Below are 24,890 nucleotides of genomic sequence, written 5' to 3'. Positions count from 1 at the left end.
CCAGCTGGTACCGGGCCTCCCGTCCGTCTCGGCGCGATCCTGCGGGCCGCCACGACGGCCGCGTATAGCGTCCCCGCCATGACCGACGACCGCCGACGTGAGCTCGGCACCAGCGACGCACCCGTGGAGGACGAACTCGCGGAGTCCTTCGACGCGACCATCGAGGAGGGCACGGAGCGGCTGCAACGGACGGCCCGGGCCGTCCTCGTCACGGGGTTCTTCGGTGGCCTCGAGGTCGGTCTCGGGGTGATGGCGTACCTCGCCGTGCTCACCGAGACCGACAGCCACCTGCTCGCCGGGCTGGCCTTCGGCATCGGCTTCATCGCGCTGCACCTGGCGCACAGCGAGCTCTTCACCGAGAACTTCCTGATGCCGGTCGCGGCCGTGGTCGCCCGCGAGGGGACCGTGCTGCAGCTCGTGCGACTGTGGGGCGGCACCCTCGTGGCGAACCTCGCCGGTGGATGGGTGTTCATGTGGCTCGTCGTCCAGGCGTTCCCGCAGTGGCACGCCACGCTGTCGGAGTCGGCGCACCACTACGTCGACGCGCCGTTCGGGCTGCAGAGCATCGTGCTGGCGGTCCTGGGCGGCAGCACCATCACCCTGATGACGCGGATGCAGCAGGGCACCGACTCGGACCCCGCGAAGCTCGTCGCCGCCGTGGCCGGAGGCTTCCTGCTCGCCGGGCTGCAGCTCTTCCACTCGATCCTCGACTCGCTGCTCGTCTTCGGTGCGATCCAGTCGGGCGCGGACATCACCTACGGGCAGTGGCTCGGCTGGTTCGGGTACACGCTGCTGTTCAACGTCCTCGGTGGGCTGGTGCTCGTGACGGCGCTGCGTCTGCTCCGGACGAAGGAGCTCATGCAGGACCGCCGCCGGGAATCCCAGGACGACCCCGAGCGTGCGGACCACGAACAGGGCTGACGAGCGCGAGGGGCGGAGCGGACGGAGGGGGTCGATCGCGTTGCGTCGCGCGGACGGTCAGTCGTGGGAGCGGTCTCGGCGGGGCACCAGCGGGACGGCCAGCAGCGGGAGCACCGCCACGATGCCGAACGACGCCGCGAAGCCGAGCGCGCCGACCAGGGCGCCGATGCCCGGACCGACGGCGCTCGCCGCGATGAACTGCCCGGTGTTCTGCGCCCCGAGCGCCCGCCCCGACCAGAACGGCCCCGCCGCCTCGGCGACGGACGTGTACGCCAGCCCGTTGTCGGCGACCGTCACGCTCGTCGCGAGCACCAGGAACACCGCCGCCCCGGCCAGGTGCGTGGCGTCGACGACCGCGAGCACCGCCATCACCACCGCCGCGCTCACCGCGACGATCCGCAGGGGGCCGACGCGCGACCCGGCCCGGTCGCTCCAGCCACCGACCAGGATCCGGCCGATCGCCCCGACGAACTGCGCGGCACCGACCAGCAGGCCGGCCGCCGGTGTCGACCACCCGAGGCCCACGAGCCAGACGAGCCCGTACGTCGACAGGGTGAACTGCGGCACCACGAGCAGGACCGACACCGCGTGCACCCGCCACAGGAACCCGCTCGAGCGGTAGGGGTTGGCGGTCGCCGTGGCCACCGCGGCACGGGTCGGACGGGGCGGGTCCGAGATCCCGATCGCGCAGCACACCGCGAGCACGGCGCACAGCACGATCGGCAGGACCAGGGCCGCACGGATCCCCGAGCCCTCGGCCAGCTGCGGCACCGTCACCGCGGCGAGCGTCACCCCGAGCGGCTGCGACATCTGCCGGATGCCCATCGCGAGCCCGCGGCGCTCCTTCGGGAACCACCCCACCACGACCCGGCCGCTCGCGGCGTTCGTCGAGGCACTCGTCATGCCGCCGGCCAGGAACGCCAGCCCGAGCAGCACCGGGTCGCCCGCGGCCAGCCAGGCGCCGACGACGGTCAGTGTGGTGAGCACGAGCCCACCGGCGATGACGATGCGCTCGCCGAACCGGTCGGTGATCGCACCCCACGCGATGAGCGTCAGGACCATGCCGAACGTCGGAGCGGCGGCGAGCAGCCCGGCGGCCGGCAGGGACGTCCCGCGGCTGAGCAGGTGCGGGATGAGGAGCGCCGGCGCGGACACCACGAGCGTCCCCGCCGCCTGGGCCGCGACCCCGAGGGCGAGCATCGTCCAGGCGCGGGCGGAGACCGGTGGTGTCGTGGTGGATCGCTGCGGGGCGTCGGTCGTGGGCATGCGTCTCGGCCGTTCGTCGTGGTTCCAGCACGGAACGAATTGGTATACCACAACGGTATACCATTCCGGCCGCTCCGCCGCTAGGCTTGTCCGCCGTGACCGACCCGACCGACGACGCACCCGTGTCGCAGACGGCCCAGCTCTACGACAACCTGCGCGCAGCCATCCTGACCCTCGACATCGCACCGGGGGAGCGCATCTCGGAGCGTGGGCTCGAAGCACGGTTCCACGCCTCGCGCACGCCCGTCCGCGCCGCACTGTCGCGGCTCGAGCGTGAGGGGCTCATCCTGCACGAGGGCCGTTCGTGGACGGTCACCCCGATCGACCTCGACGAGATCGCCTCGCTCGCCGAACTCCGCGGCATCCTCGAACCCGCCGCCGCACGGCTCGCCGTCGAGCGCGCCACCGCCGAGCAGCTCGCCGAGGTCCGCGGGCACCTCGACACCCTCCGTCCCACCCCCGACCAGCAGGCCGGCATCCGGATGGGGTCGACGTTCCACCTGGACCTCGCCGCGCTCGGCGGCAACCGGTTCGTCACCGATGCGATCGCCGATGCCCTGACCCGACTCGAGCGCACGCGCTGGATCGAGGTCCGCACGCCCGAGGCGCGCGACGCCGCATGGGACGAGCACAGCGCCATCATCGACGCCGTGCGCGACGGCGACGCCGACCGTGCAGCGGAGCTCGTGGCTGCCCACGTCGCCGGCACCAACGACCGACTGCTGAGCTGGATCGCGCAGGAGCGCCGACGCCTGCGCGGGGCGGGCATGACGATCGTGGGCGCGACCGAGCGCTGACGCGAGCGGCGCGTGGGCGGTGCGCCGGGCCTCCTGGCCGTGGCGGGGGAGACCCGGCGTGCGCCGCTAGGGGCGGTCCGCCGACTCGGGCGACGCGTCGGCGTCGTCGAACGTGCGGATCGAATCCGTGCGTTCGAGCAGCGCGTCGCGCACCTCGGCCTCGTCGTGGCTCGCGCGGAGTGCGAGCTTGCTCCCGGAACGTGTCGACTGTGACATGTCGTGTCCTTCCCCTGCGTGTGGGCAACCTGGTCGGTGCGGGCCCGCGGCCCGCCGGTGCGCTTCCTCACGGGACGTACTGAGGTCGCAACAGTGTCGCGCGACACCCGCTGTCCCGCAAGCGTTTCCGGCGCCGTGTGGAGAACTCCCGGTACGGGGCATGCCTAGGATGGTCCGGCCGCATGGTCGAGGCGCGGCACCAGCGGACGTCGGACGGGAGGCACGGGTTGGCCGACCAGCGCACCGCACCTCCCACGGTCTACGACGTCGCCTCTGCAGCCGGCGTCTCCATCGCCACCGTCTCGCGCGTGCTCCGCACGCCCGACGCCGTCCGCGAGGGCACCCGGGACCGCGTGCAGGCAGCGATCCGGAGCCTCGGGTACGTCCCGTCCGGCAACGCCCGGGCCCTCGCCGGCAAACGCACCGGCGTCGTCGGACTGCTGCTGCCCGGCTTCGACGTGGTGCCCGACGAGCGGCCGGACCTGGTCACCGACGGTGGCGTCCGCGTGGTCGACGACCGACGCCACGTGACCCAGCCGTTCTCGTCCAACCTGTACTTCGACGAGGTCCTGCGCGGCGCCGAGACCGAGGCCTGGCAGCGTGGTCTCGCGCTCATGGTCGCCGCCGGCCGGGGGTCGTCGCGCGACGTCATCGTGAACGACGTCGCCGGCCGGGTCGACGGGCTCGCCGTGCTGGCGCAGACGGTGCCCGACGACCTGCTCGAGCACGTCGCCCGACGCATCCCGGTGGTGGTGCTCGCCGACGACCGGCGCTCGCACGGGTTCGACTCGGTGAGCGTGGACAACGCCGCGGGCATGCGGACCCTGGCGTCGCACGTGATCGGGCGTCTGGGGATCCGGTCCCTCGCGTACGTCGCGGGCCCGATCGACTCGCCCGACGACATGGAGCGCTCGGCGGGGTTCCGGGCAGCGCTGGCCGACCACGGGGTGCCGGCCTCGGCGGTGCGCACGGTGCACGGTGACTTCGGCAGGGCCCGGGCGCGGGAGCTCGCGGTGTCGCTGCTGTCCGACGTCGTCCCCCGCGCCGTCGTCTGCTCGAACGACCAGTCCGCGCTCGGGGTGCTCGACGCCGCCGCTGCCCGCGGGCTCCGCGTGCCGGAGGACCTCGTCGTGACGGGGTTCGACGGCATCGACGCCGGTCGGTTCTCGTCGCCGCGCCTGACCACGGTGCACCAGCCGATGGGGGCGCTCGGTCGTGCTGCGGTCCTGGCGATCGTCGACCGGCTGGAGCGCCGCGAGGGGCCGCCGCGCGCCGTGCGCCTGCCCGTCGAGGTGCTGCTGCGCGAGAGCTGCCCGCCCGCGCTGTAGCGTGCGTGCCGTCGCGAGGTCGCGAGGTCGCAAGGTCGCAAGGTCGCAAGGTCGCACCGTGCGGCGTTGCGCATCCCGTGCGACCTTCGGCGCCCCGTGCGAGCCCGGAGCAGTGCACGGAGCGGGCAACCTCGCACCGGTCGGCGCACCTCGCACCGTGCGCCGCCCCGCGAAACAACACCCGCGGTTGCACGCCGCGATGTAAGCGCATACATTGAGCACGTACCGAATCGACATGGAGGTCGACCGAGCAATGACGCTTCCCCCACAGCGCACGCGCGGCACGCGTGACCCAGGCCCACGCCGCCGAGGCCGCCTCGTCGCGGCCATCGCCGGCCTCGCCGCAGTGGCCCTCGTGGCCACCGGCTGCAGCATCCAGGTCCGATCCGAACCCGATCCCACCATCGGCAAGGACACGATGCTCATCAACGCGGACCGCGGCAACCCGCTGTTCGACCGCAACTTCAACCCGTACATCGCGAACGCCCGCACGGCCTCCAAGTGGATGTACGAGCCCCTCATCGAGGTGAACCCCCTCGACGGCAAGCGCAACCCGTGGCTCGCCAGCGCGTGGAGCCAGCCCGACGCGAAGACCATCGACATGACGATCCGCTCGGGTGTCGAGTGGTCCGACGGTTCGCCGTTCAGCGCGAAGGACGTCGTCTTCACCTTCGACCTGCTCAAGAAGTTCCCCGCCATGGACGTGAAGGGCGCCTGGCAGCACATCAAGAGCATCGAGCAGGACGGTGACCACGTCGTCTTCCACCTCAAGAGCGAGGACGTCCCGAGCCTGACGATCATCGGCCAGACGTACATCCTGGGCGAGGACCACTGGGGCGGCGTGAAGGACCCGACGACCTGGCGTGACCCGAACCCGGTCGGCACCGGTCCGTTCGTCCTCGGCAACTACACCGACCAGCAGTACTCGATGAACAAGAACCCGAAGTACTGGCAGGCCGACAAGATCGCCATCAAGCACCTCATCCTGCCGGCGACGAACACCCAGCTCGACACCGTCACCCGCGGCTACGACTGGGCGTACTCGTTCATCTCCGACGTCAAGGGCACCTGGGGTGCCGCGTCGAAGACGAACGAGTGGTGGTTCCCGGCCGGCGGTGTGATCGGCCTCATCCCGAACCTCACGAAGGCGCCGTACAGCGACGTCAACGTCCGCCGGGGCATCTCGCTCGCGCTGGACCGTGACGCCATCGCCGAGACCGCGTCCGAGGGCAACCTGTCGGCGGCGGGCCAGACCGGCCTGATCCTGCCGAACCAGGAGCGCTACCTCAACCCGGACATCCCCGACAAGGGCATGATCACCCAGGACACGAAGGCGGCGCTCGCGAGCTTCGAGAAGTCCGGCTACTCGGTGCAGGGCGGCAAGGTCGTCAAGGACGGCAAGCAGCTCGCGATCACGATCATGACCGCGAACGGCTACTCCGACTGGCTCCGCGCCGCGCAGGAGGTCCGCCGCGAACTCACCGCCATCGGCATCAAGGTGACGATCCAGGCGCCGCAGCCCGCCGGCTACCAGCAGAACATCAACAACGGCGAGTTCGACATGGCGATGGGCGGCATGGGCAACGGTGACGTCTACCAGGCGTTCAACTCCCTGCTCAGCACCGAGTTCTACCAGCCGGTCGGCAAGTCGACCGTCAACAACTACGAGCGCTACAAGAACGCCGACACCCAGAAGCTCCTCGACGAGTACAAGGCGACGACGGACACCGCGAAGCAGCAGGAGATCCTCGACCAGCTGCAGCAGACCGTGTACGACGAGCTCCCCGTCATCGGCATGTACTACGGCGGGCTCTGGGGCCTGTTCAACACCGGCAAGTTCGTCGGCTGGCCGAGTGCGAAGGACCCCTACATGGCACCGCAGAACTACGACTCGGCACCGCTGCTCATCTTCACGAAGCTCCGGCTGCGCGACAGCGCCGCCGGCAAGCAGATCCTGCAGGAGCAGAAGGCGCAGGAGGACCAGAAGTGAAGTACATCCTCCAGAAACTCGTCCTCTTCGTCCTGACCCTCTGGGCCGCGGTGACGCTGAACTTCGTGCTCCCGCGCCTGATGCCCGGCAGCCCGGCCGACGCCGCACTCGCGAAGCTCAGCCAGAACGGTCCGGTCACCGACGCCACCAAGAAGGCCATCGAGGCCCAGCTCGGGGTACCGACCGGCAACCTGTGGGACCAGTACGTCAGCTACCTGCACCAGGTCATCACCCTCGACTTCGGGACGAGCTACACCTTCTACCCGCAGCCCGTCGGCGACCTCGTGTCGAAGGCCCTGCCGTACACGCTGATCCTCGTCGGGGTCGTCACGATCCTGGCGTTCGTCCTCGGCACCCTGATCGGTGTCGCGGCAGCGTGGAAGCGCGGTACCTGGCTCGACTCGCTCCCGACCCTGTCCGGCAGCTTCATGTCGACGTTCCCGTACTTCTGGACCGCCCTGCTGCTGCTGTTCTTCCTCGGCTACGTGCTGCACTGGTTCCCGACCACGGGTGCCTACTCGGCCACGACGACGCCCGGCCTGAACGGTGCCTTCTTCGGCGACGCCCTGCAACACGCGGTGCTGCCGGCGGTCACGATCCTGGTGACGAGCCTCGGCGGCTGGATCATCGGCATGCGCAACGCGATGATCAACACCCTCGGTGACGACTACGTGACCTTCGCCGAGGCCAACGGCCTCCGCGGACGCACCGTCGCCATCCGCTACGCGGCCCGCAACGCGATCCTGCCGAACCTGACCGGCTTCGGTCTGGCGCTCGGTGGCGTGGTCGGCGGTTCCGTCCTGGTCGAGCAGGTCTTCGGCTACCCGGGCATCGGCTACCTGCTGTTCAACGCCGTGATCGGGCAGGACTACCCGCTCATGCAGGCCCTCTTCCTGATGATCACCGTGTCGGTGCTCATCGCCAACTTCATCGTGGACGTCATGTACGGCGTTCTGGACCCGAGGACGCGTCGATGACCAACGCAACCGTGTCGGTGCGCACACAAGAGAACGCACCCAACGAAGAACAGCAGGCGCCGAGCAAGCTCCGCGCCGCCGCCCGCCAGTTCGGCGTCGTCTGGTCGAACAAGAAGGCCCGGATCGGCATCATCATCCTCGGCGTCTTCGTGTTCGTGGCGGTCTTCGCCCCGCTCCTGGCCCCGTACGGCGCCAGCCAGAACGGCTTCGCCCGGTCCGCCGACGCGACGCCCGACCACTGGATGGGCACCACCGCCGCCGGCGAGGACGTCCTGTCCCAGATCATCTACGGCGCTCGCATCTCGGTCATGGTCGGCGCGGTCGCGGGCATCCTGTCCACGCTCGTCGCCGTCGCGATCGGCCTCAGCTGGGGCTACGTCCGCGGCTGGATCGCCGAGGTCATCGGGTTCATCGTGAACCTGTTCCTCGTCATCCCGGGTCTGCCCCTGATGATCGTCATCGCCGCCTACCTGCAGAACGGCGGCATCGCGGTGATCATCGCGGTCATCGTCGTGACCGGTTGGGCGTGGGGTGCGCGTGTGCTCCGTTCGCAGACGCAGTCGCTGCGCGGTCGGGACTTCGTCACCGCCGCCCAGTTCTCCGGTGAGGGCGCGACCCGCATCGTGTTCCGCGAGATCCTGCCGAACATGACGAGCCTGATCGTCGGCAGCTTCTTCGGGGCCGCCACCAGCGCCATCCTCGCCGAGGCGGGCCTCGAGTTCCTCGGACTCGGCGACTCGTCGATCGTCAGCTGGGGCACGATCCTCTACTGGGCGCAGAACTCGAACGCGCTCCTCACGGGGCAGTGGATCCTGCTCTTCGCGCCGGGTCTCTGCATCGCCTTGCTGGCGATGAGCCTCACCCTGATCAACTTCGGCGTCGACGCCGTGTCCAACCCGCGGCTGCGCGACGGCGCACGGCCCCGTAAGGAGAAGCGCGCATGAGCGGCTTGCCAGAAACGCACCCGGCAGACGGCCTGGAGGCGCCCACCGGCGCCGCCACGGGCCTCCAGTCCGACGCCCGTCACGACCAAGGCGACGCCTCCGTCCTGCTCGACGTCCGCGACCTGTCGGTCGTCTACGAATCGGCCGGTCAGAGCGCCGTCCAGGCCGTCGACCACGTGTCGTTCCAGCTACAGAAGGGCGAGTTCGTCGGCCTGGTCGGCGAGTCCGGTTCGGGCAAGTCGACGCTCGGCTACGCGCTGACCCGGCTGCAGAAGCCGCCGGCGCGCACGAACGGCGGCAGCATCGTCTTCGCGGGCAAGGACATCCGCGACCTCGACGACGAAGCCCTGCGCCAGCAGCGGCAGGGCGGCTTCGCCATGGTGCTGCAGTCCGGCATGAACGCGCTCAACCCGGTGCGCACGATCCGGAACCACTTCATCGACGTCTTCAGGGCGCACGGCCACGTGTCGCGCGACCGCTGGGACGCCCGGATGAAGGAGCTCATCGAGAAGGTGAAGCTGCCGACCTCGATGCTCGCCCGGTTCCCCGGGGAGCTCTCCGGCGGTATGCGGCAGCGCGTGTCCATCGCCCTGGCGCTCTCGCTCGAGCCGCAGCTCATGGTGTTCGACGAGCCGACGACGGCGCTCGACGTGCTCGTGCAGCACGCCGTGATGGACACGATCATCGAGCTGCAGCGCACCGAGGGCTTCACGGCGATCCTGATCAGCCACGACCTCGGCATCGTCCTCGAGGCCACCGAGCGCGTCCTCGTGATGCACGAGGGCCGCATCGTCGAGGACGGCGGCTCCCGCGAGATCCTCCGTGACCCGCAGGACGAGTACACGCAGATGCTGCTGTCGCACTACGCCGACCCCCGCGCCGAGGTGGTGTCGCTGCCGGGCTTCCCGGACCGCTCGCTCCGTGCCGAGGCCGGCGAGAAGCGGCAGGAGACGACCTCGTCGTTCAGCACCGTCGGGTCCCGCGAGCGCAGCGCCGCCCGCAACCCGATCGTCGTCGACCACATCGTGAAGACCTACCCGGCGCCCCGCCGCGGTGAGCAGCCGGTGCAGGCCGTGCGCGACGTGTCGTTCACCCTCGAACCCGGGCAGTCGCTCGCCCTGGTCGGCCAGTCCGGTTCGGGCAAGTCGACCATCGCGAAGCTGCTCACCGGGGTCGAGAAGCCGACCACCGGCACGGTCCGCTTCGGTGACCTCGACGTCGCCCGCCTCGGCAAGCGCGGCCTGCGGGACCTGCGTTCCGAGGTGCAGATGGTGTTCCAGGACCCGTACTCGGCGCTCAACCCGCTGCACACGGTGGAGTACACGCTGTCCCGGCCGATCGCGAACTACACCGGGCTGACCGGCCGCGATGCGCGGCGCCGGGTGCTCGAGCTGCTCGAGACGGTGGGGCTCACCCCGGTCGAGCAGTTCGCCCAGAAGCTCCCGCACCAGCTCTCCGGCGGGCAGCGGCAGCGCGTGGTGATCGCCCGGGCACTCGCGAGCGACCCGCAGGTGATCATCGCCGACGAGCCGGTGTCGATGCTCGACGTGACGCTGCGTGCCGGGGTGCTCGCACTGCTCGAGGACCTCCGCGAGCAGTGGGGCGTCTCGCTCCTCTACATCACGCACGACCTGCTGAGCGCGCGGCTCATCACGGACGACATCATGGTGCTCCACGAGGGCGCCGTGGTCGAGCGGGGTCACACGGCCCAGGTGCTGCAGGACCCGCAGGACCCGTACACGATCGCCCTCCTCGACGCCGTGCCGAACCCGCGCCGCACGCTCTCGGAAGGACGACCATGACCACCCTGCACGACTTCCCGACGGTCCCGCCGTTCGGGCACCTGCCCACCCCGGACGGCGTCGACGTCGTCGGGATCGACGTCCCGGTCGGGCGGCTCACGGCCTACCGGATCGTGCCCGCGGGGGTGTCGAAGGGCACTGTGCTCATCGTCCCCGGGTACACCGGCTCGAAGGAGGACTGGCGCACGTTCCTGCCCGTCCTCCGCGACGCCGGGTGGACCGCGGTCGCGATCAGCCGGCGTGGGCAGGCCGACTCGGCCGCGCCGACCGAGCCGCGGGACTACTCCCTCGACGAAGAAGCGGCCGACGTCGTCCGGGTCGCGCGCCTGCTCGACGACGGCGCCCCCGTGCACCTGGTCGGGCACTCGCTCGGTGGTGTGATCGTCCGGGCGGCCGCGCTGCAGGACCCGACGGCGTTCCGCGACGTCGTGCAGTTCTGCTCCGGCCCGCACGGGTGGCCGTACCGCAAGGTCGCCGAGCTGACGATCCTGCACGACACCGGGGGGAACCTCCGGCAGCTGTTCGACTCGACGAACCCGCTCTGGGCGTACCGGCCCGACGAGGAGCTGCCCGACGACGTCCGGATGGTGCGCGACCGCTTCGACGCGACGAGCCCGCTCAGCGTCGTCGCCGGTGGCCACATCCTCGAGGACCACACCGACGCCTCCGACGCCCTGCGCGCCACGGGCCTGCCGGTCCTCGTCGCCCACGGCGAGTGGGACAACGCCTGGCCGATCCCGTGGCAGCGGGCGATGGCCGAGCAGACCGGCGCCGAGTACGTCGTCATCCCCGCGAGCTACCACGGCCCCCAGGTCGAGAACCCGCTCGGGACGGTCGCCGTCTTCGACGCCTTCCTGAGCCAGCACTGACTCGAACACGCACTGAAAGGCACCATCATCTCCACGCTGCAGTTCCCCGACGGCTTCCTCTGGGGCGCCGCCACCGCCGCCCACCAGATCGAGGGCAACAACGTCAACAGCAACTGGTGGGTGCACGAGCACGAGCCGGACACCACCATCGTCGAGCCCTCGGGTGACGCGGCGGACAGCTACCACCGGTACCGCGAGGACATCCGCATCGCCGCCGAGCTCGGGTTGAACTCGTACCGGTTCAGCATCGAGTGGGCCCGCATCGAGCCCGAGCGCGGGTTCGTCAGCCGCGCCGAGGTCGACCACTACCGCCGCATGGTCGACGCCTGCCACGAGTTCGGCATCGAGCCGATCGTCACCCTCATGCACTTCACCGTGCCGCGCTGGTTCGAACGCGACGGCTTCTGGCGCGCCCCCGATGCCGCCGACCTGTTCGCCCGCTACACCGAGGCCGCGCTCCCCGTGGTGCAGGACGGCGTCCGCTACGTCTGCACGATCAACGAGCCGAACATCGCGGCCATGCTCGCCGGCGGCGAGGACGCGGCCAACCTGGTGGCCTTCGGCCTGCCGAACCCGGACCTGGGCGTCGCCGACGCCCTGCTGGCCAGCCACAAGCGGTCGCGCGAGGTCCTGTCACAGGTGTCGGGCCTCCGGTCGGGGTGGACCATCGCGACGCAGGCGTTCAAGTCCAACGGTGAGCCGGGCGCGGACACGATGCTCCGCGAGTACGGGTACCCGCGCGACGACTGGTACCTCGAGAACGCCGCCGGCGACGACTTCCTGGGCGTGCAGGCCTACACGCGCACGTTCATCGGTCCGGACGGGCCCCTGCCCGTGTCCGACGACGTCGAGACGACCCTCACCGGCTGGGAGTTCTACCCCGAAGCCTCGGCCGACGGGCTCCGCAGCGCGTGGGAGCTCTCCGGCGGCGTCCCGCTGATGATCACCGAGAACGGCATCGCCACCGCCGACGACAGCCGTCGGCAGGCGTACACGCAGGGCGCCCTCGAGGGCATCCACCGCTGCATCGAGGACGGTATCGAGGTCCTCGGCTACCAGCACTGGTCGCTCCTCGACAACTACGAGTGGGCGTCGGGCTTCCGGCCGACGTTCGGGCTGGTCGCGTGGGACCGTGAGACCTTCGAGCGCACGCCGAAGGACTCCGCCCGCTGGTACGGGCGCGTCGCGCAGGCGAACGCCGTCGAGCAGGTCACCGTCTAGGACGGTCGACCCGCGAGCGCGCGGCGGACGGGAGGCCCTGCTCCCGTCCGCCGCGCTTCGTCACGTCCGGCGCGGGTCGGCCCACGGGCCGTGGTGCGGACCGCGCTCAGGCAGCGGCGAGCAGGTCGGCCACGGCCGTCTCGCGGAGCAACTCCGCGCGGTCCGCAGCGGTCGAGCCCTCGTCGTCCACGGCATCGCGGTCGACGCCCTGCGCCAGCACCGCACGGACGGTCTCGACGTCGCCGGAGTCGACGGCCGCGATCAGCAGCGTCGCGCCACGTGAGCCGCGCGCCGCGGTGTCCGCACCCGCGGCGGCGAGGGCACGCACGATCGCGGCGTGCCCACCCCACGCGGCGCGGATGATCGGGGTGTTGCCGTCGCCGTCACGGGCCTCCAGGTCGGCACCCGCTGCCACCAGCACGTCGACCGCCCGTCGCGCGTCGCGGTCGATCGCCAGCGTCAGCGGCGTCCGTCCCTCGGTGTCCTCGAGCTGCAGGGTCGCACCGCGGCGCAGGAGCTCCTCGAGCATCTCGGGGTGGTCGAACCACGCGGCGGCGTGCAGCGGGGCGAAGCCCCAGCGGGGGTCGACGTCGTCGACGTCGCTCGCGTCGTCGGCCAGGTGCAGTCCGCCGAGGTCGCCGTAGGCCGCGGCCCGGACCACCTCGGTCGTCCACTCGACCCAGCCGTCCGGCACCGGGCCGTGCCAGCCGCGTGCCGGGCGCGCCTCGAGGTCGGCGTACACGCTCTCGGCGACGCTCCGGATCGCCACCCGGACGCCCCGGAACCGGATCGCGACCTCGCCGACGGGGGAGATCAGCAGCCGGAGTTCCCAGGCGTCGTGCTCGTTCAGGTACTCGAGCTCGCCCCGGGCGACGTGGGCGTCACCGGCGAGCAGCGCTGCGGCGTCGACACCCGGCGGGTCGATGACGGCGTCCCGGAGCCGGAGCGACACCCTGGCGTGGTTCCAGCGGCGCCACAGTCCGCTCGGGGTGTCGAGGACCTCGTCGTTGCGCACCACGATGTCCGCGTGCACGACGACCGGGTCCGGCACACCGTGACCCGGCAGGTCGACGGGGGTCGTCACGTCGTCCTCGTCGGCGTCCGGGTCGACGACGGCGTCGGCGGACTCCACGACCCAGCGTTCGATCCTCGAGTCGGTCCACTTGACGGTCAGGAGCGCGGCGACCGTGGGTGGGGCGTCCTCGAGCAACCGGGTCACGTGTTCGCGCTGGCCGTCGAAGTCCTCGAGGGAGACGTAGCCAACGGAGGGCCAGTTCACTCGACTCCATCGCACGGGACGACACTACCCGGCGGTTAGCCGGTGCCTCGCGGTGCGCGGGGTCCGTGATGGTGTGGTCCGTCGCCGCTGGAGCCGCCGGATCACCGGACGGTCGACCGCGAACCACACCACGACCGAGGCGGCCACGGCGGCGACCGGTGCGGCGATGCCCGCGGCGATCGGCGCTGCGGGGCCGGAGACGACCGCGGCGACCACGGCCACCGTCGCCGGTGCGAGGATCGGGTGCGTCAGGTACAGCGCGTACGAGGCATCGCCCAGCGTCCGCCCGACGGTGCCGGTGCACCGACGCAGGAGCGGCTCACCCACCACCGTCGTCGCCAGGGCCGCGGCCGCGAGCGGCAACAGCAGCAGGCTCGGCACGGACGCGCCCGCGACGGTGCCCACCACGAGCCAGATCGCGGTGATCGCCGCGGTCCGGAGCAGTGCCAGCCGGGTGCGGCGGTCGAGTGCCCACCGGCCGATCACCATGCCGACCAGGAAGCACAGCACGATGCGGTTCGCGTGGAACTGCCAGGTCGGCCACCCGTCCGGCCCGCGGAACGCCGAGGCGACCGCGAGCCCGACGAAGACGACGGACGCCAGCCGCAGGGGGTCGGAGCGGGTGGCGAGCGCGATCGTGACGACCACGTAGAACAGCAGCTCGAACGACAGCGTCCAGGTGACCGTGAAGAACGGCTCGACCACGCCGTTCGGGCCGCGGCTGGGCAGGAACAGGTACGACGACACGATGTACGTCGGTGACGTGGCCGCGCGTTCCAGGGCCTGCGGGGCCACCAGCAGCGTGACGAGCTTGATCGTCATCACCGCCCACGCGAGCGGCAGGATGCGGACCAGCCGACGGCGAAGGAACCCGCGCCAGGTCGGCCTCGGGGTCCGCTGTGTCACGAGCACCGCGACGAACCCGCTGATCGCGAAGAACACCGTCACCCCGACCTGGCCGACGGGGATGTCGACCAGGGGTGTGCCGAGACGGGCGTGCAGGTACGTCGGCAGGTGCGAGAACACGACGAGGAGCGCGGCGACGAACCGCAGCACCTGGACGCCGGTGAAGGTCGGTCGTTCGGCTGGCATCGAGCAACTGTGGGCGGGCGGGTTCGCCGATCGCCAGCAGTTCGCACTCCGAGTTCCGTGTTTCGCAGCGTGGTCGAGCCGATCGCATCGCATCGCAGGTGCCGTGCATTCCGATTGCTCGCCAGCACCCGTCCGTGCTGTCGATGATGGCCCGATGGAACACGTCGGGCCCTCCGTTGGCCGCCCCGCCCCCCGTCCCCCCTCCATCCGCCGCCGTGGCCTCACCGCAGCTGCCGTCACGGGCGTCGTCCTCGCGGCGATCCTGTCCGAGCACGCCCAGCCCTCGTCCGCACGGGGCACCACGTCGACGGCCTCGACGACGCCGACGATCCGACCGGTCGGCGGGAGCGGTCTGTTCGGACCCGACGATCGCCCCCGGTTCACGGTCGACGGCGTGGAGCGTGCGGCGGACGTCACCTGGCGGGTCAACGACACCACGGGGACGATCGTCGACTCGGGGACCGGTCGGGCGGGGACCCGATCGGTCGAGGTGCACCCCACGAGCGCCCTGCCGTCCGGCACCTACCGGCTGACCGTGCAGACGCCGGGCGCGACCTCCGCGTCGACCCGGTTCGTGCGGACCATCGCCGGTCCGGTCGGCTCGGACCCGTACTTCGGTCTCGGCGTCAACCCCGTGGCGAGCGCGCTGCCCTCACTCGCCGCACTCGGTGCCGGCAGCTACCGACAGGACCTGCAGTGGAGCGCGGTCGAGAAGGTCGCCGGACGGTTCGACTTCACGGCGACGGACGCCCGCATCGACCCGGTCGTGCGTGACATGGGGGTCAGCCCACTCTTCGTCCTCGACTACGGCAACGTCGCGTACACGAACGACCCGATGGCACCACCGGACGTCTCGAAACCCGCCCAGGCCGCCGCGTGGAAGCGGTACGTCAAGGAGACCGTTTCCCACATGCGGGACCGGCACCCGGACACCGATCTGTCCTACGAGGTCTGGAACGAGTGGACCAACAACCACGGTGTGCTGCCCGCGACGCCCGCCGCATACATCGAGCTCGCACGGGTCACAGCACAGGTCATCCGTGCCACCGACCCGGCGGCGACGATCGTCGGGCCGACCCAGAACGCGGTGTCCGACGACGAGCGCGCCTGGATCGGCGAGTGGTTCCGCCTCGGCGGCGCCGACCACGTCGACGCGGTCAGCATCCACCCGTACAGCAACCCGTGGGGTCCCGAGACCTGCGTCCCGACCAATCCGTGCATCGAGGACGCGCTCGCGTGGCTCCGGACGACGGCCGACCGGTACCCGCGCCCAGACGGCAGCGCCTTGCCGATCTGGATCACCGAGGTCGGATGGCCGACCCAGTTCGCCGGACCGGGCTGGGTTCAACCGGAGGACCAGACCGCCTACGTCCTGCGCACCTACGCCATCGCCGCGCAGTACGGCGTCGAGCGGCTCTTCCTGTTCGAGATGGCCGAGCCCGCCCTGGCGAACGGCACCGCACGGACGTTCGGTCTGCTCGGCAACGCCGACGGCGGCTACGAGCCGAAGCCCTCCGCCGCGGCCTGGGCGACCATGCAGCGGGTCCTCTCCGGCAAGCGGTTCGTGGCGGAGCACCGGATCGGTCCGGTCCGCCACATGCGGTTCACCTCGCCGGACGGCAAGCACCACGCCCGTGTCGTCTGGCAGTCGGAAGCGCAGCACCTGTCGACGTCCGTGCGCGTCTCACTCCGTGGAACGGGCCGGATCGTCGAACCCACCGGGTCCGACAAGGCCGTGCGGGGCACCGCCGGGAAGCTCGACATGTCCGCGAAGTGGATCCCGCGGTTCGTTGTCTGGGACGAGTGACTCCGAGCGGTCCCGCGGTGCACCTGGTGCTCCGCGGGGCCACTCGCGTCATCCGTGTGCCGGCGTCGTGGCGCAGTCGAACGCGTGGTGCACGCCGTGGTCGTCGGTTCCGTGCCACCCCTGCCACCGGCCACGGAGCTGTGCCTGTTGGAACCGGGTCGCATCGTGGTCCCGCTTGATCCGTGCCACGAGGACGGCCGCCATCGACCGGGTGACCCAGTAAGCCGCCTGGCCGCGGAGCCGGTGCTTCCGGAGCACCCGCCCGAACCCCCGGTTGTACCGCAGCACCTTGGCCAGGGTCTCGTCCGTCATGCCGTCGTGCCGGAAGTCGCCGTGCCGCACGGCCACGTCCGGCATGTAGGCGATGCGGGCACCGCGACGGAGTGCGCGGATGACGAGGTCGTTCTCCTCGCCGGAGCCGAACGGCGTCGCCGAACCGGTCCCGAGGGCGACGTCGAAGAGCCCGTGCCTCTCGAGCAGGTCGCGTCGCAGGAAGATGCCTGCAGCGACGATCGTCCGCGGTACCCGCCAGCTCGTGACCCGGCACGCTCGTCGGCGCCAGCGGAGCATCGTGCCGCTGTCGTCACTCGCACGGCAGGGGATGGCTGCTCCGTCGAGCTCCCGGTCGTCCATCCGCTCGGACAGGAGTTCGAGAACACCGTCGTCGAACCAGCAGTCGTCGTCGGGGAATGCCACGATGTCCCCACGGATCGTGGCGAGCCCGCGGTTCCGGCCGCGGCTGACTCCACGGACGACGGGCTCGTGCACGTGTTCTGCGTGACCGGCCTCGATCAGGTCCCGGAGGAGCGGCAGCGCGTCGGGCGTCGGGCGCTGCTCGACCACGGTCACGAATACCGGCAATCGTGTTCGGCGGATCGAGTCGAGGCAGCGTTCGATGTGTTCGGGCGAGCGGATCGTCGAGATGACCAGGTGGATGCGGTGGCTGGCCCCTGCGACGGCGCTCACACCGACACCGTGCTCGTCGTCAGCAGGTCCGTCGTCGAGCGCGTCCCCGACTTCCAGGCGAGCAGCTCGCCCCTGATCCGCTGCAAGCGGTCCTGCAGTTCGCGGACCCGTTCGGCGATGCCCGCACGCTCCTGTTCGGCCGCGCGCATCGCGTCGACCAGGTCGTCCGCCGAGTGGCCCACCGTGACGGGGGCGGCACGACCGGTGACGCTCGACCAGAAGTCGTCGCACTTCGAGGCGTAGGACAGCGGGACCGTCGCGATGCCGAGCGACACCGCGGCGACTGCGCCGTGCAGTCGTTCCGACACCACGAGGTCGCAGCTGCCGATCGCGGCCATCGTCGCAGCGACGTCCGTGGAGGCGTGGACGACCGACGCCGTCGTCAGACGGTCCGACAGGTGACGTGCGGCGGCCTGGTCGGCTGTCGACAGGGCGAACGCGACCACCTCGGTGGCACCGATGTCACGTGCGTGTTCGTCGACGGCCGCGGCGACGGTGGCGACGTCGAAGCGGGAGTGTGGATCGGACCCGAGGCTCACGCCGATGCGCGGAGCAGCCCGGGTGGGCCTGGGCACGTGCCGGACGAGGGGGTAGAGCAGCGCCGGGTCACCGCTGATGTCGACGGGCATCAGGTGCGCGGAGACCTCGTCCCGGGTGAGGGGACCGCGAACGCCGGCGATGTGCAGCCGCTGGAGCGTGCGCCAGGCTTCCCAGCGTTGCCGCTGCTGCGCCAGCGAGTACGTGTCCGATGCCGACGCTGCTCCGAGGCCCATACCGATCAGGCCGTCCGCGCCGAAGTTGCGGATCGCCAGCCGTGCGTGCTCGGCCCACGACGCGAACCCGACGGACGTCCCACCGCCGAGCAGGACGACCCGTTCCGCGCCGAGTGTGCGGAGCCGGTCGAGCCCGAATCGTGGCGCCGCTCGGAGGTAGTCGCGTGCGTTGAGCGGCGCCTGCACCGTGAGGGGGTCGTCGAGCGCAGCGCGCCAGGTCTCGTACAGCAGGTCGTCGCCGAAGTTGGCGTTCCCCTGCCACCCGAGGTAGACGAGTGAACGGCGTGCGGGCGGCTTCATCAGTGGTCCTCCGGGGTGCGACGAGCTCGCGACGATCGACGAGGGCTCTCGCTGACCGGCGCCGACGGCTCGTAGTTGTAGTAGGTCTTCGCGCGACGCTGCACCGGCAGACGGTTCACGACGAGGCCGAGCAGGCGCGCACCGACCTGGGTCACGGTCCGCTCTGCCGCGGTGAAGTCTGCTCGTCTGGTCCGCCCGTCCACGCTCACCACGAGCAGGACACCGCTGCAGATCGCACCCAGCACAGCGGGGTCGGTCACCGGAAGCATCGGAGGGGCGTCGACGATGACGTACTCGTAGCGGGACTCGAGTTCGCGGACCAGGTCGACCATGCGGCTCGAGCTCAGGAGTTCGCTCGGGTTCGGGGGGACGCGCCCCGCTGCGAGGACGTGGAGGGGTGTGTCCGCGCCGACCTGTTGGGTGGCGTCGTCGAGGGCGACCTGCCGGGTGAGCACCGTGGAGAGTCCGACGCGGCTCTCGATGCCCAGGTAGGTGCCGGTGGTCGGCCGTCGGAGGTCGGCGTCGACGAGGACGACGCGCGATCCGTTCTGCGCGAGCATGAGCGCGAGGTTCACGGCGGTCGAGGACTTCCCCTCGCCCGGCGTCGCACTGGTGACGACGATGCTCTGCGCGTCTCCGTCGAGGTTCGTGTAGGTCAGGTGGGTCCGGAGCTGGCGGAACGCCTCGGCGCGTGTGCTGTAGCGGTTGTCGAACGACACGAGCGGCTCCTTCGCGATCGTCTCGTCCATGGCGAACTCGCCCAGCACGCTCGCGTGGGTGAGTCGGCGCAGCGCCTCGAACGAACGGAGGCGGGTGTCCAGGACCTCGCGGAGGACGGCTTGGGCGATGCCGAGCGCGAGTCCGGCGAGCACACCGATGGCGATGTTGACCGCCAGTCGGGGCGAGAACGGCGTGCTCGGAGCGGTGGCGGGCTGGAAGACGCTGAGGTGGACGAGGCCGTCGGTGGCGGCTCCCTCGTTCTCGACCTGGTCGACCACCTTCACCAGCTGCTCCGTGACGGCGTTCGCGATGGCGGCGGCCTGCGTCGGGGACTCGTCGGTGGCGCTGATCGAGATGAGCACGGTGTCGCGTTTCGACTCCGCCGTGACCACCCGCCCGAGGCCGCCGCCACCCGGCAACCCGAGCTGCTTCGCGGCCTGCCCGAGCACCTGGGGCGTGACCGCCAGCTCCTCGTATGACTTGACCCGGGCGGCCGAGAAGGTGTTGCCCTGACTGAGGTCGGTGACCGAGGCCCCGCCCGCCACGGACACGAACACCTCGCTCGTCGCCCGGTACTGCGGTGCCTGGACCGCGGAGAAGGCCGCCGCGAGTCCGGTCGCGAGCAGCAGCACCGCAGCGATGGAGATCCAGCGGTGCCGGAGCACGTCGATGAACTGCGCGAGTGTCATCCGAGCCTTTCCTTCGGGTTTCGATGTGTGATACTCATAGTAGTTGATATGAAATATTACGCAACCAAGTGGAGGAAGCGCGGATGACCGTCCTCGGAGCCGTGCTCCTCGTCGCGCTCGGCGTCGGACTGACGGTGCGTCGCGAGTGGTTGCCGGTGATCATCGGGGTGGCCGCCGGGTTGCCGTACTCCGCGGGCGTCGTCGTCGGGGGGAACGGCGTGCCGCTGTTCACCGTCGCGGCAGCAGCCAGCGCCTGCGCACTCCTCGGGACGCGTCGGCTGGGGACGTCGCACTGGACAGCGAACGCGTTCGCCGTCTTCCTCGCGTGGACGACGGTGATCACCGCGGTGGCTCCGTGGATGTTCGGCGGCATCCGGGTCCTCGTCTCGCGCGGCGGAGTCGATCACCAGGTGGCCGACCCCGGTGTGCTCGCCTACACGGTGAGCAACGGGGCACAGCTCGCCTACCTGCTCCTCGCCGCCTGCTGCGCGCTCTACCTGGTGCGCGTCCGGGGTGCCGTCCTCGCGGTCGGTGTCGCGCTGGTCGTGGGGACGGTGACGACGAGCATCCGGGGCTTCCTCCTGCTGTTCCGAGCGGACGTGACGGCTCCCCTCTTCGACACCCTGCCGAACGTGGCGTACGCCTGGACCACGACGGAGGACCGGTTGCGCGGGGTCTTCAGCGAACCGAGCGAGCTCGCCGCGTTCTCCTTACCGGCGGTCGCGTTCTTCGTCGTTGCGGCGCTGCGCTCGACGGGCCGGGCCCGGTTCCTCTGGTCCACGGCGGCTGCCCTCGCATGCTCCAACCTGCTGCAGGCGTCCTCGGGGACCGCCGTCGTCGCATCCGCCGTCGTGATCGGGTTGGGCATCGTCGTGCTGGCCGTCCGGTACGTCGTCCGCGGCGGTGTCGGCACCCCGTGGCTCGTCATCGCCGTACTCACCGTGGCCGTGGTCGCCCTCGTCGCCGGTGACCACCTGCTCGCGCCGATCCGGGAACTCGTCGTCGACAAGGTGGACAGCAAGTCGTACGACTCCCGGACCGGGGCGGACATGTTCAGCTGGGGCGTCCTCGCGGACACGCTCGGGATGGGCGCCGGCATCGGCAGCAACCGGCCGTCGTCGTTCGGCATGTCCCTGCTGTCCACCGTCGGCATCCCGGGCACCGCTGCGTTCGCTGCACTCGTCCTGGGCATCGTCGCGACCGCGATCCGGCGTCCGGGCACGATCGCGGCGGCAACGGCACTCGTTGCGTTGCTCGTCGCCAAGGTCGTCGGGACGCCCGACTTCTCGACCCCGGTCCTCTGGGTCCTCATCGCGGCCTGCGCGACTCCGGCGTGGGTGCCGACCGCCGTCCCCGCCCTCCGGCCCACGATTCCCACCCTCTGGCCCACCGTCCCCGCACTGACAGGAACTCGATCGTGATCGCCATCCTCATCGTCTGCGAAGGGAACGTCTGTCGTTCCCCCTACGTCGAACGCGTGCTCCGGGCCCGCCTGGACGCCGTCGCCCCGGGAACGTTCCGGGTGTCCAGCGCAGGGACCGCCGCCGAGCACGGGGCGGCGATGTTCCCGCGCTCGTCCGACGCCGTCCTGCGCCACGGTGCCGATCCCTCCGGCTTCGCAGGGACGCCCCTGACGGCACGCGTGCTCGACGGCCCCGCGCTCGTGCTCACCCTGGAGCGCCAGCACCGTGCCGCGGTGCTCGACATCGCTCCCGCGCTGTTGCGGCGGACGTTCACGCTGCGCGAGTTCGAACGGCTCGTCCGTCCGCTCCTCGGTCAGGACGCCGTCGGCGCAGGGTTCTGGGACGACTTCCCCAGGTTGGTCGCACGTTCCCGACTCGGCACCGCCCCCACCGAGCCGGAGGCGGACGACATCGCCGACCCGGTCCGTGGGGACGACGCCGACCACGCCCGGATGTGCGCGCTGGCCGACGAGGCGATCGACGCCGTCGTCGCCTGTGCCGCACGAGCGACGGAAGGAGCTCGAGATGCGCGGACTGCTCGTGCATGAGTGGATCGAAGCGGTCGGCGGCGCCGAACGTGTCCTCGACGCCATGGCGGACGAGTACCCGGACGCCGATCTCTTCGGCCTCTGGAACGACGCCCCTGGCCGGTACCCCGGCCGGCGGGTGATCGAGAGCGCCCTCGCGCCGACGCCGCTGCGGGGTCGCAAGGCCCTGGCCGTCCCCTTCCTCCCCGCGCTGTGGTCGCACGGGCTGCGCGACCTCGGACCGTACGACTGGGCGCTCGTCAGTTCGCACCTGTTCGCGCACCAGGCCCGTGTGCCCGGTGTCGATCCCGAGCGTCAGTTCACCTACGTGCACACACCGGCGCGGTACCTCTGGAACCCGGAGCTCGATGCCCGCGGCGCGTCCGTCGCCGCACGGGTCGCGGGTCCCGCGCTCCGTGCAGTGGACCGCCGTCGGGGCGGGGCGCTCCGGCACGTCGCGGCCAACAGCCGTTTCGTGCAGCAGCGCATCCGAGCGAGCTGGGACGTCGATGCGGTCGTGATCCACCCGCCCGTCGGGGTCGAACGACTCACCGCTGTCGACGACTGGGCGCAGGTGCTCGACGACCGTGAGCGTGCGCTGCTCGAGTCGCTGCCCGCGGGCTTCCTGCTGGGTGCGTCCCGGTTCGTGCCGTACAAGCGACTCGACGTGGTGATCGAGGCCGGCCGGGCATCTGCGCGGCCGGTGGTGCTCGCCGGTGACGGACCCGACCTCGAACGGCTCCGGGCGCTCGCCGCTGACTCGGACGTCGACGTCCGCATCGTCGTCCGGCCGTCCGACGCGCTCCTGGCGGCACTGTTGCAGCGTGCAGCCGTCTACGTGTTCCCACCGGTGGAGGACTTCGGCATCATGCCGGTCGAGGCCATGGCGCTCGGCACGCCGGTCGTCGTGAACGCCGTCGGCGGCGCGTGCGACTCGGTGGAGCCCGGTCGGAGCGGTGTCGTCCTGCACGACTTCGCCCCGTCGACGATCCGGTCGGCCGTCGAGGCGGCTGCGGGACTCGACGGTGCGGACTGCCGAGCGCGGGCCGACACGTTCTCCACCACACGCTTCCGGCGCGAGATCGGCGCGTGGACCGGGATCCCGAGCGCGGTCCGTTCCTGACGCGCCCGGCCAGGAGGCCCGCCAGTCGTCGCCGGGTCGGCCCGCGGCAGGCGCCGCGCACGTGCAGTGCCGCCGTCCCGCGTCAGCGGGCGGCCGCCACCAGGATCGCCTCGAGCTGCGCGACGACGCGCGGGAGGTCGAACCGCCTGGCGGTCCGACGGCCGTTGTCGGCGAGCCGATCCCGGGCCTCCTGGCCGTCTGCCAGTCGCACCATGGCGGACGCGAGCGCTGCGACGTCGCCGGGCGGGACGAGGAGGCCGTCCTGATCGTGGGTGATGATCTCGGCGGGGCCACCCGCATCGCTGGCGATCACGGCCCTGCCCAGCGCCATGGCCTCGATGACGACCTGTCCGAACGGCTCCGCGCGTGTGCTGGCGTGGACGACGAAGTCACACGCGGACATCTCGGCGGCGACGTCGTGCTGGTGCCCACGGAAGTCGACGGAGTCCTGCACATCGAGTTCGGACGCGAGCGTGTGGAGCGACCGGGCGAACGCGTCGTCGGCGCCGAACAGCGGTGCGCCCACGAGACGGAGCCGTGCGTCGGGGTCGAGACCGGACGCGCGGGCGGCCGCGAAGGCGCGGAGGGCGACGTCCTGACCCTTCCACGGCGTGAGGCGTCCGACCATGCCGATCGTGCACACCGGAGCGGTGTGCGGCGTTGGTTCCGCCGGGACGGACACGGGGCAGGCGACGACGGTGACGGGCCGGGGCAGGCGACCGAGCGACCGGGCCGTGGTCCGGGAGTTCGCGACCACCGTCCGGGGGAGGACCGCGAACGCGAGCCGGAGCAGCGCTGCGTTGACTCGCGACGACCCATCGGCACCGACGAGGTCGTGTGCGTGGGCGACCACGGGGATCCCGGCCCGCCGCCCGGCGAGTCCACCCCAGATGTGTGCCTTCGCCGAGTGGGTCGTCAGCACGTCGACACCGAGCGCGCGCAGGACGCGGGTGAGTTCGTGGGTGGCGCGGAGTGTGCTGACCGTCTTCGCGAGGAGCCCAGCTCCCGTGGTGGCGGTGTGGTGCCGGACGGTCGCATCGAGGGGAACGACCTGGCAGCGCACCCCGGAGTCGGCGAGGCGTTCCTCGAGCGGGCCGTGTTCGCCGAGGACCACGATCGGTTCGATCCTCGTGCACGAGGCGGTCACCCGGGCGACGAGCAGTTCTGCCCCGGAGAGGGCTGCGGAGTGGCTGAGGAAGGCCACCAGAGGCAACCGATCAGTTGTCATGCATTCAGCATATCAAGTATTGTATAGAACGTGACATACAAATGTCCGCGGGTCCGATGACGCGCCCGACACCTCCCGCTCCAGATCGGAACACACCATGGCCCTGAGCTCCCATCCTCCCGTCCGCCGCTTGCTCGTCACCGGACTGACCGCCGTCGGCATCCTCGCTGCAGTGACCGCGTGCTCCGGCACCGGCGACGACAAGCCGACCCCGAAGCCGAGTGCGAGCGCGACGGCCCAGGCGGACGAGCAGGTCTTCTCGAACCCGCCTGCCGACATCGGGAAGGTCCGGGCCGGGTGCAAGGACGGCAAGGCCGTCGTCGACCAGGCCAACAAGGACGTCACCGTCGGGGACTGCGCGTCGGTGGAGATCACCGCGGGCAACGCGGTCGTGCACCTCGGGAACGTCGAGGAACTCGTCGTCTCCGGTTCCATCAACGACATCGCCGCGAAGCAGGTCGGCTCGGTGCGGGTGACCACCGACGGCAACCGCCTGACCAGTGACAACGAGCCGGAGATCAGCGACGACGGCAAGGACAACGTGTTCCGCACGCGCTGATCGACACACACGCAGAACGACGAATGCCGCCGG

At 71.1% G+C, this 24,890-nt stretch carries 22 protein-coding genes; 14 read left to right on the top strand and 8 right to left on the bottom strand.

The window, feature by feature from the left end:
• The first annotated feature begins 78 nt into the window (after positions 1-78).
• The gene (locus H489_RS24820) at positions 79-921 is read left to right on the top strand and encodes a formate/nitrite transporter family protein (protein ID WP_017886401.1); all 843 of its coding nucleotides are present in this window, start codon (positions 79-81) and stop codon (positions 919-921) included.
• Between the two features lie 57 nt (positions 922-978).
• Here the strand turns inward: H489_RS24820 and H489_RS24815 are convergent, their stop codons facing one another.
• Positions 979-2,187, bottom strand: coding sequence for an MFS transporter (locus H489_RS24815; RefSeq protein ID WP_017886400.1), 1,209 nt, complete (start codon positions 2,185-2,187; stop codon positions 979-981).
• 95 nt (positions 2,188-2,282) lie between these two features.
• Between H489_RS24815 and H489_RS24810 the strand changes: the two genes are divergently transcribed.
• Positions 2,283-2,984 (top strand): GntR family transcriptional regulator, encoded by a 702-nt coding sequence (locus H489_RS24810; RefSeq protein WP_235045662.1) that lies wholly within the window; start codon positions 2,283-2,285, stop codon positions 2,982-2,984.
• Positions 2,985-3,050: 66 nt separating this feature from the next.
• Here the strand turns inward: H489_RS24810 and H489_RS38100 are convergent, their stop codons facing one another.
• Positions 3,051-3,200, bottom strand: coding sequence for a hypothetical protein (locus H489_RS38100; RefSeq protein WP_017886398.1), 150 nt, complete (start codon positions 3,198-3,200; stop codon positions 3,051-3,053).
• Positions 3,201-3,382: 182 nt separating this feature from the next.
• On the opposite strand from H489_RS38100, the gene H489_RS24805 reads away from it, so the two are divergent.
• The 7 genes from H489_RS24805 (at position 3,383) to H489_RS24775 (ending at position 12,331) form a co-directional block, all read left to right on the top strand.
• Positions 3,383-4,528, top strand: coding sequence for a LacI family DNA-binding transcriptional regulator (locus H489_RS24805; protein ID WP_017886397.1), 1,146 nt, complete (start codon positions 3,383-3,385; stop codon positions 4,526-4,528).
• A 253-nt stretch (positions 4,529-4,781) separates the two neighbouring features.
• Positions 4,782-6,518 carry an ABC transporter substrate-binding protein gene (locus tag H489_RS24800; protein ID WP_140448470.1) on the top strand — a complete coding sequence of 579 codons (1,737 nt, stop codon included), beginning with the start codon at positions 4,782-4,784 and terminating at the stop codon, positions 6,516-6,518.
• On the top strand, positions 6,515-7,495 hold the full coding sequence (locus tag H489_RS24795) for an ABC transporter permease (RefSeq protein ID WP_017886395.1): 981 nt from the start codon (positions 6,515-6,517) through the stop codon (positions 7,493-7,495). Before H489_RS24800 ends, H489_RS24795 begins: the two co-directional genes overlap by 4 nt.
• Positions 7,492-8,439 (top strand): ABC transporter permease, encoded by a 948-nt coding sequence (locus H489_RS24790; RefSeq protein WP_017886394.1) that lies wholly within the window; start codon positions 7,492-7,494, stop codon positions 8,437-8,439. The genes H489_RS24795 and H489_RS24790 overlap by 4 nt, the downstream gene beginning before the upstream one ends.
• Positions 8,436-10,241, top strand: a complete 1,806-nt coding sequence (locus H489_RS24785) for an ABC transporter ATP-binding protein (protein ID WP_017886393.1) — start codon at positions 8,436-8,438, stop codon at positions 10,239-10,241. Before H489_RS24790 ends, H489_RS24785 begins: the two co-directional genes overlap by 4 nt.
• Entirely contained in the window at positions 10,238-11,110 is an 873-nt protein-coding gene (locus H489_RS24780; RefSeq protein ID WP_051067363.1) for an alpha/beta fold hydrolase, read from the top strand. The genes H489_RS24785 and H489_RS24780 overlap by 4 nt, the downstream gene beginning before the upstream one ends.
• Before the next feature lie 24 nt (positions 11,111-11,134).
• A complete protein-coding gene (locus H489_RS24775; protein ID WP_152427191.1) occupies positions 11,135-12,331 on the top strand; it encodes a glycoside hydrolase family 1 protein in 1,197 nt (398 codons plus the stop codon).
• Between the two features lie 106 nt (positions 12,332-12,437).
• Here H489_RS24775 and H489_RS36680 read toward each other — a convergent pair whose 3' ends face one another.
• Positions 12,438-13,625, bottom strand: a complete 1,188-nt coding sequence (locus H489_RS36680) for an ankyrin repeat domain-containing protein (protein ID WP_152427190.1) — start codon at positions 13,623-13,625, stop codon at positions 12,438-12,440.
• 9 nt (positions 13,626-13,634) lie between these two features.
• Entirely contained in the window at positions 13,635-14,702 is a 1,068-nt protein-coding gene (locus H489_RS24770; protein ID WP_017886390.1) for an acyltransferase family protein, read from the bottom strand.
• 154 nt (positions 14,703-14,856) lie between these two features.
• Here H489_RS24770 and H489_RS24765 point away from each other — a divergent pair, with 154 nt between their 5' ends.
• Positions 14,857-16,509, top strand: coding sequence for a GH39 family glycosyl hydrolase (locus H489_RS24765; protein WP_017886389.1), 1,653 nt, complete (start codon positions 14,857-14,859; stop codon positions 16,507-16,509).
• Between the two features lie 48 nt (positions 16,510-16,557).
• Here H489_RS24765 and H489_RS24760 read toward each other — a convergent pair whose 3' ends face one another.
• From H489_RS24760 to H489_RS24750, 3 genes are read right to left on the bottom strand one after another with little or no spacing between them, the layout of a single operon-like run.
• Positions 16,558-17,475, bottom strand: a complete 918-nt coding sequence (locus tag H489_RS24760) for a glycosyltransferase family 2 protein (protein WP_017886388.1) — start codon at positions 17,473-17,475, stop codon at positions 16,558-16,560.
• The gene (locus H489_RS24755) at positions 17,472-18,548 is read right to left on the bottom strand and encodes a polysaccharide pyruvyl transferase family protein (protein ID WP_017886387.1); all 1,077 of its coding nucleotides are present in this window, start codon (positions 18,546-18,548) and stop codon (positions 17,472-17,474) included. Before H489_RS24755 ends, H489_RS24760 begins: the two co-directional genes overlap by 4 nt.
• Positions 18,548-19,957: a polysaccharide biosynthesis tyrosine autokinase gene (locus tag H489_RS24750; RefSeq protein ID WP_017886386.1), complete on the bottom strand. Its 1,410-nt coding sequence runs from the start codon at positions 19,955-19,957 to the stop codon at positions 18,548-18,550. Before H489_RS24750 ends, H489_RS24755 begins: the two co-directional genes overlap by 1 nt.
• An 83-nt stretch (positions 19,958-20,040) precedes the next feature.
• On the opposite strand from H489_RS24750, the gene H489_RS38095 reads away from it, so the two are divergent.
• From H489_RS38095 to H489_RS24735, 3 genes are read left to right on the top strand one after another with little or no spacing between them, the layout of a single operon-like run.
• The gene (locus H489_RS38095; RefSeq protein WP_017886385.1) at positions 20,041-21,378 is read left to right on the top strand and encodes a hypothetical protein; all 1,338 of its coding nucleotides are present in this window, start codon (positions 20,041-20,043) and stop codon (positions 21,376-21,378) included.
• Positions 21,375-21,968 (top strand): hypothetical protein, encoded by a 594-nt coding sequence (locus H489_RS38090; protein WP_017886384.1) that lies wholly within the window; start codon positions 21,375-21,377, stop codon positions 21,966-21,968. Before H489_RS38095 ends, H489_RS38090 begins: the two co-directional genes overlap by 4 nt.
• Positions 21,946-23,070 carry a glycosyltransferase gene (locus H489_RS24735; protein WP_031259360.1) on the top strand — a complete coding sequence of 375 codons (1,125 nt, stop codon included), beginning with the start codon at positions 21,946-21,948 and terminating at the stop codon, positions 23,068-23,070. Before H489_RS38090 ends, H489_RS24735 begins: the two co-directional genes overlap by 23 nt.
• An 82-nt stretch (positions 23,071-23,152) precedes the next feature.
• On the opposite strand, the gene H489_RS24730 is transcribed toward H489_RS24735, so the two are convergent.
• On the bottom strand, positions 23,153-24,298 hold the full coding sequence (locus tag H489_RS24730) for a glycosyltransferase (RefSeq protein ID WP_081612211.1): 1,146 nt from the start codon (positions 24,296-24,298) through the stop codon (positions 23,153-23,155).
• Positions 24,299-24,395: 97 nt separating this feature from the next.
• Between H489_RS24730 and H489_RS24725 the strand changes: the two genes are divergently transcribed.
• A complete protein-coding gene (locus tag H489_RS24725; protein WP_152427187.1) occupies positions 24,396-24,857 on the top strand; it encodes a DUF3060 domain-containing protein in 462 nt (153 codons plus the stop codon).
• Positions 24,858-24,890 lie beyond the last annotated feature (33 nt).

This window comes from Curtobacterium flaccumfaciens UCD-AKU (assembly GCF_000349565.1).
GTDB lineage: Bacteria > Actinomycetota > Actinomycetes > Actinomycetales > Microbacteriaceae > Curtobacterium > Curtobacterium poinsettiae.
The sequence above is the reverse complement of the archived record's forward strand: the minus strand, read 5'-3'. Positions and strand labels throughout refer to the sequence as shown.

Bases quoted from the DNA above. Each gene is read 5' to 3' on its own strand.
- H489_RS24755 (WP_017886387.1), bottom strand. From the start codon at position 18,548: ATGAAGCCGCCCGCACGCCGTTCACTCGTCTACCTCGGGTGGCAGGGG.
- H489_RS24780 (WP_051067363.1), top strand. From the start codon at position 10,238: ATGACCACCCTGCACGACTTCCCGACGGTCCCGCCGTTCGGGCACCTG.
- H489_RS24785 (WP_017886393.1), top strand. From the start codon at position 8,436: ATGAGCGGCTTGCCAGAAACGCACCCGGCAGACGGCCTGGAGGCGCCC.
- H489_RS24750 (WP_017886386.1), bottom strand. From the start codon at position 19,957: ATGACACTCGCGCAGTTCATCGACGTGCTCCGGCACCGCTGGATCTCC.
- H489_RS24800 (WP_140448470.1), top strand. From the start codon at position 4,782: ATGACGCTTCCCCCACAGCGCACGCGCGGCACGCGTGACCCAGGCCCA.
- H489_RS24735 (WP_031259360.1), top strand. From the start codon at position 21,946: ATGCGCGGACTGCTCGTGCATGAGTGGATCGAAGCGGTCGGCGGCGCC.
- H489_RS24725 (WP_152427187.1), top strand. From the start codon at position 24,396: ATGGCCCTGAGCTCCCATCCTCCCGTCCGCCGCTTGCTCGTCACCGGA.
- H489_RS24765 (WP_017886389.1), top strand. From the start codon at position 14,857: ATGGAACACGTCGGGCCCTCCGTTGGCCGCCCCGCCCCCCGTCCCCCC.
- H489_RS38100 (WP_017886398.1), bottom strand. From the start codon at position 3,200: ATGTCACAGTCGACACGTTCCGGGAGCAAGCTCGCACTCCGCGCGAGC.
- H489_RS24805 (WP_017886397.1), top strand. From the start codon at position 3,383: ATGGTCGAGGCGCGGCACCAGCGGACGTCGGACGGGAGGCACGGGTTG.
- H489_RS24820 (WP_017886401.1), top strand. From the start codon at position 79: ATGACCGACGACCGCCGACGTGAGCTCGGCACCAGCGACGCACCCGTG.
- H489_RS24815 (WP_017886400.1), bottom strand. From the start codon at position 2,187: ATGCCCACGACCGACGCCCCGCAGCGATCCACCACGACACCACCGGTC.
- H489_RS38095 (WP_017886385.1), top strand. From the start codon at position 20,041: ATGACCGTCCTCGGAGCCGTGCTCCTCGTCGCGCTCGGCGTCGGACTG.
- H489_RS24770 (WP_017886390.1), bottom strand. From the start codon at position 14,702: ATGCCAGCCGAACGACCGACCTTCACCGGCGTCCAGGTGCTGCGGTTC.
- H489_RS24730 (WP_081612211.1), bottom strand. From the start codon at position 24,298: ATGACAACTGATCGGTTGCCTCTGGTGGCCTTCCTCAGCCACTCCGCA.
- H489_RS24790 (WP_017886394.1), top strand. From the start codon at position 7,492: ATGACCAACGCAACCGTGTCGGTGCGCACACAAGAGAACGCACCCAAC.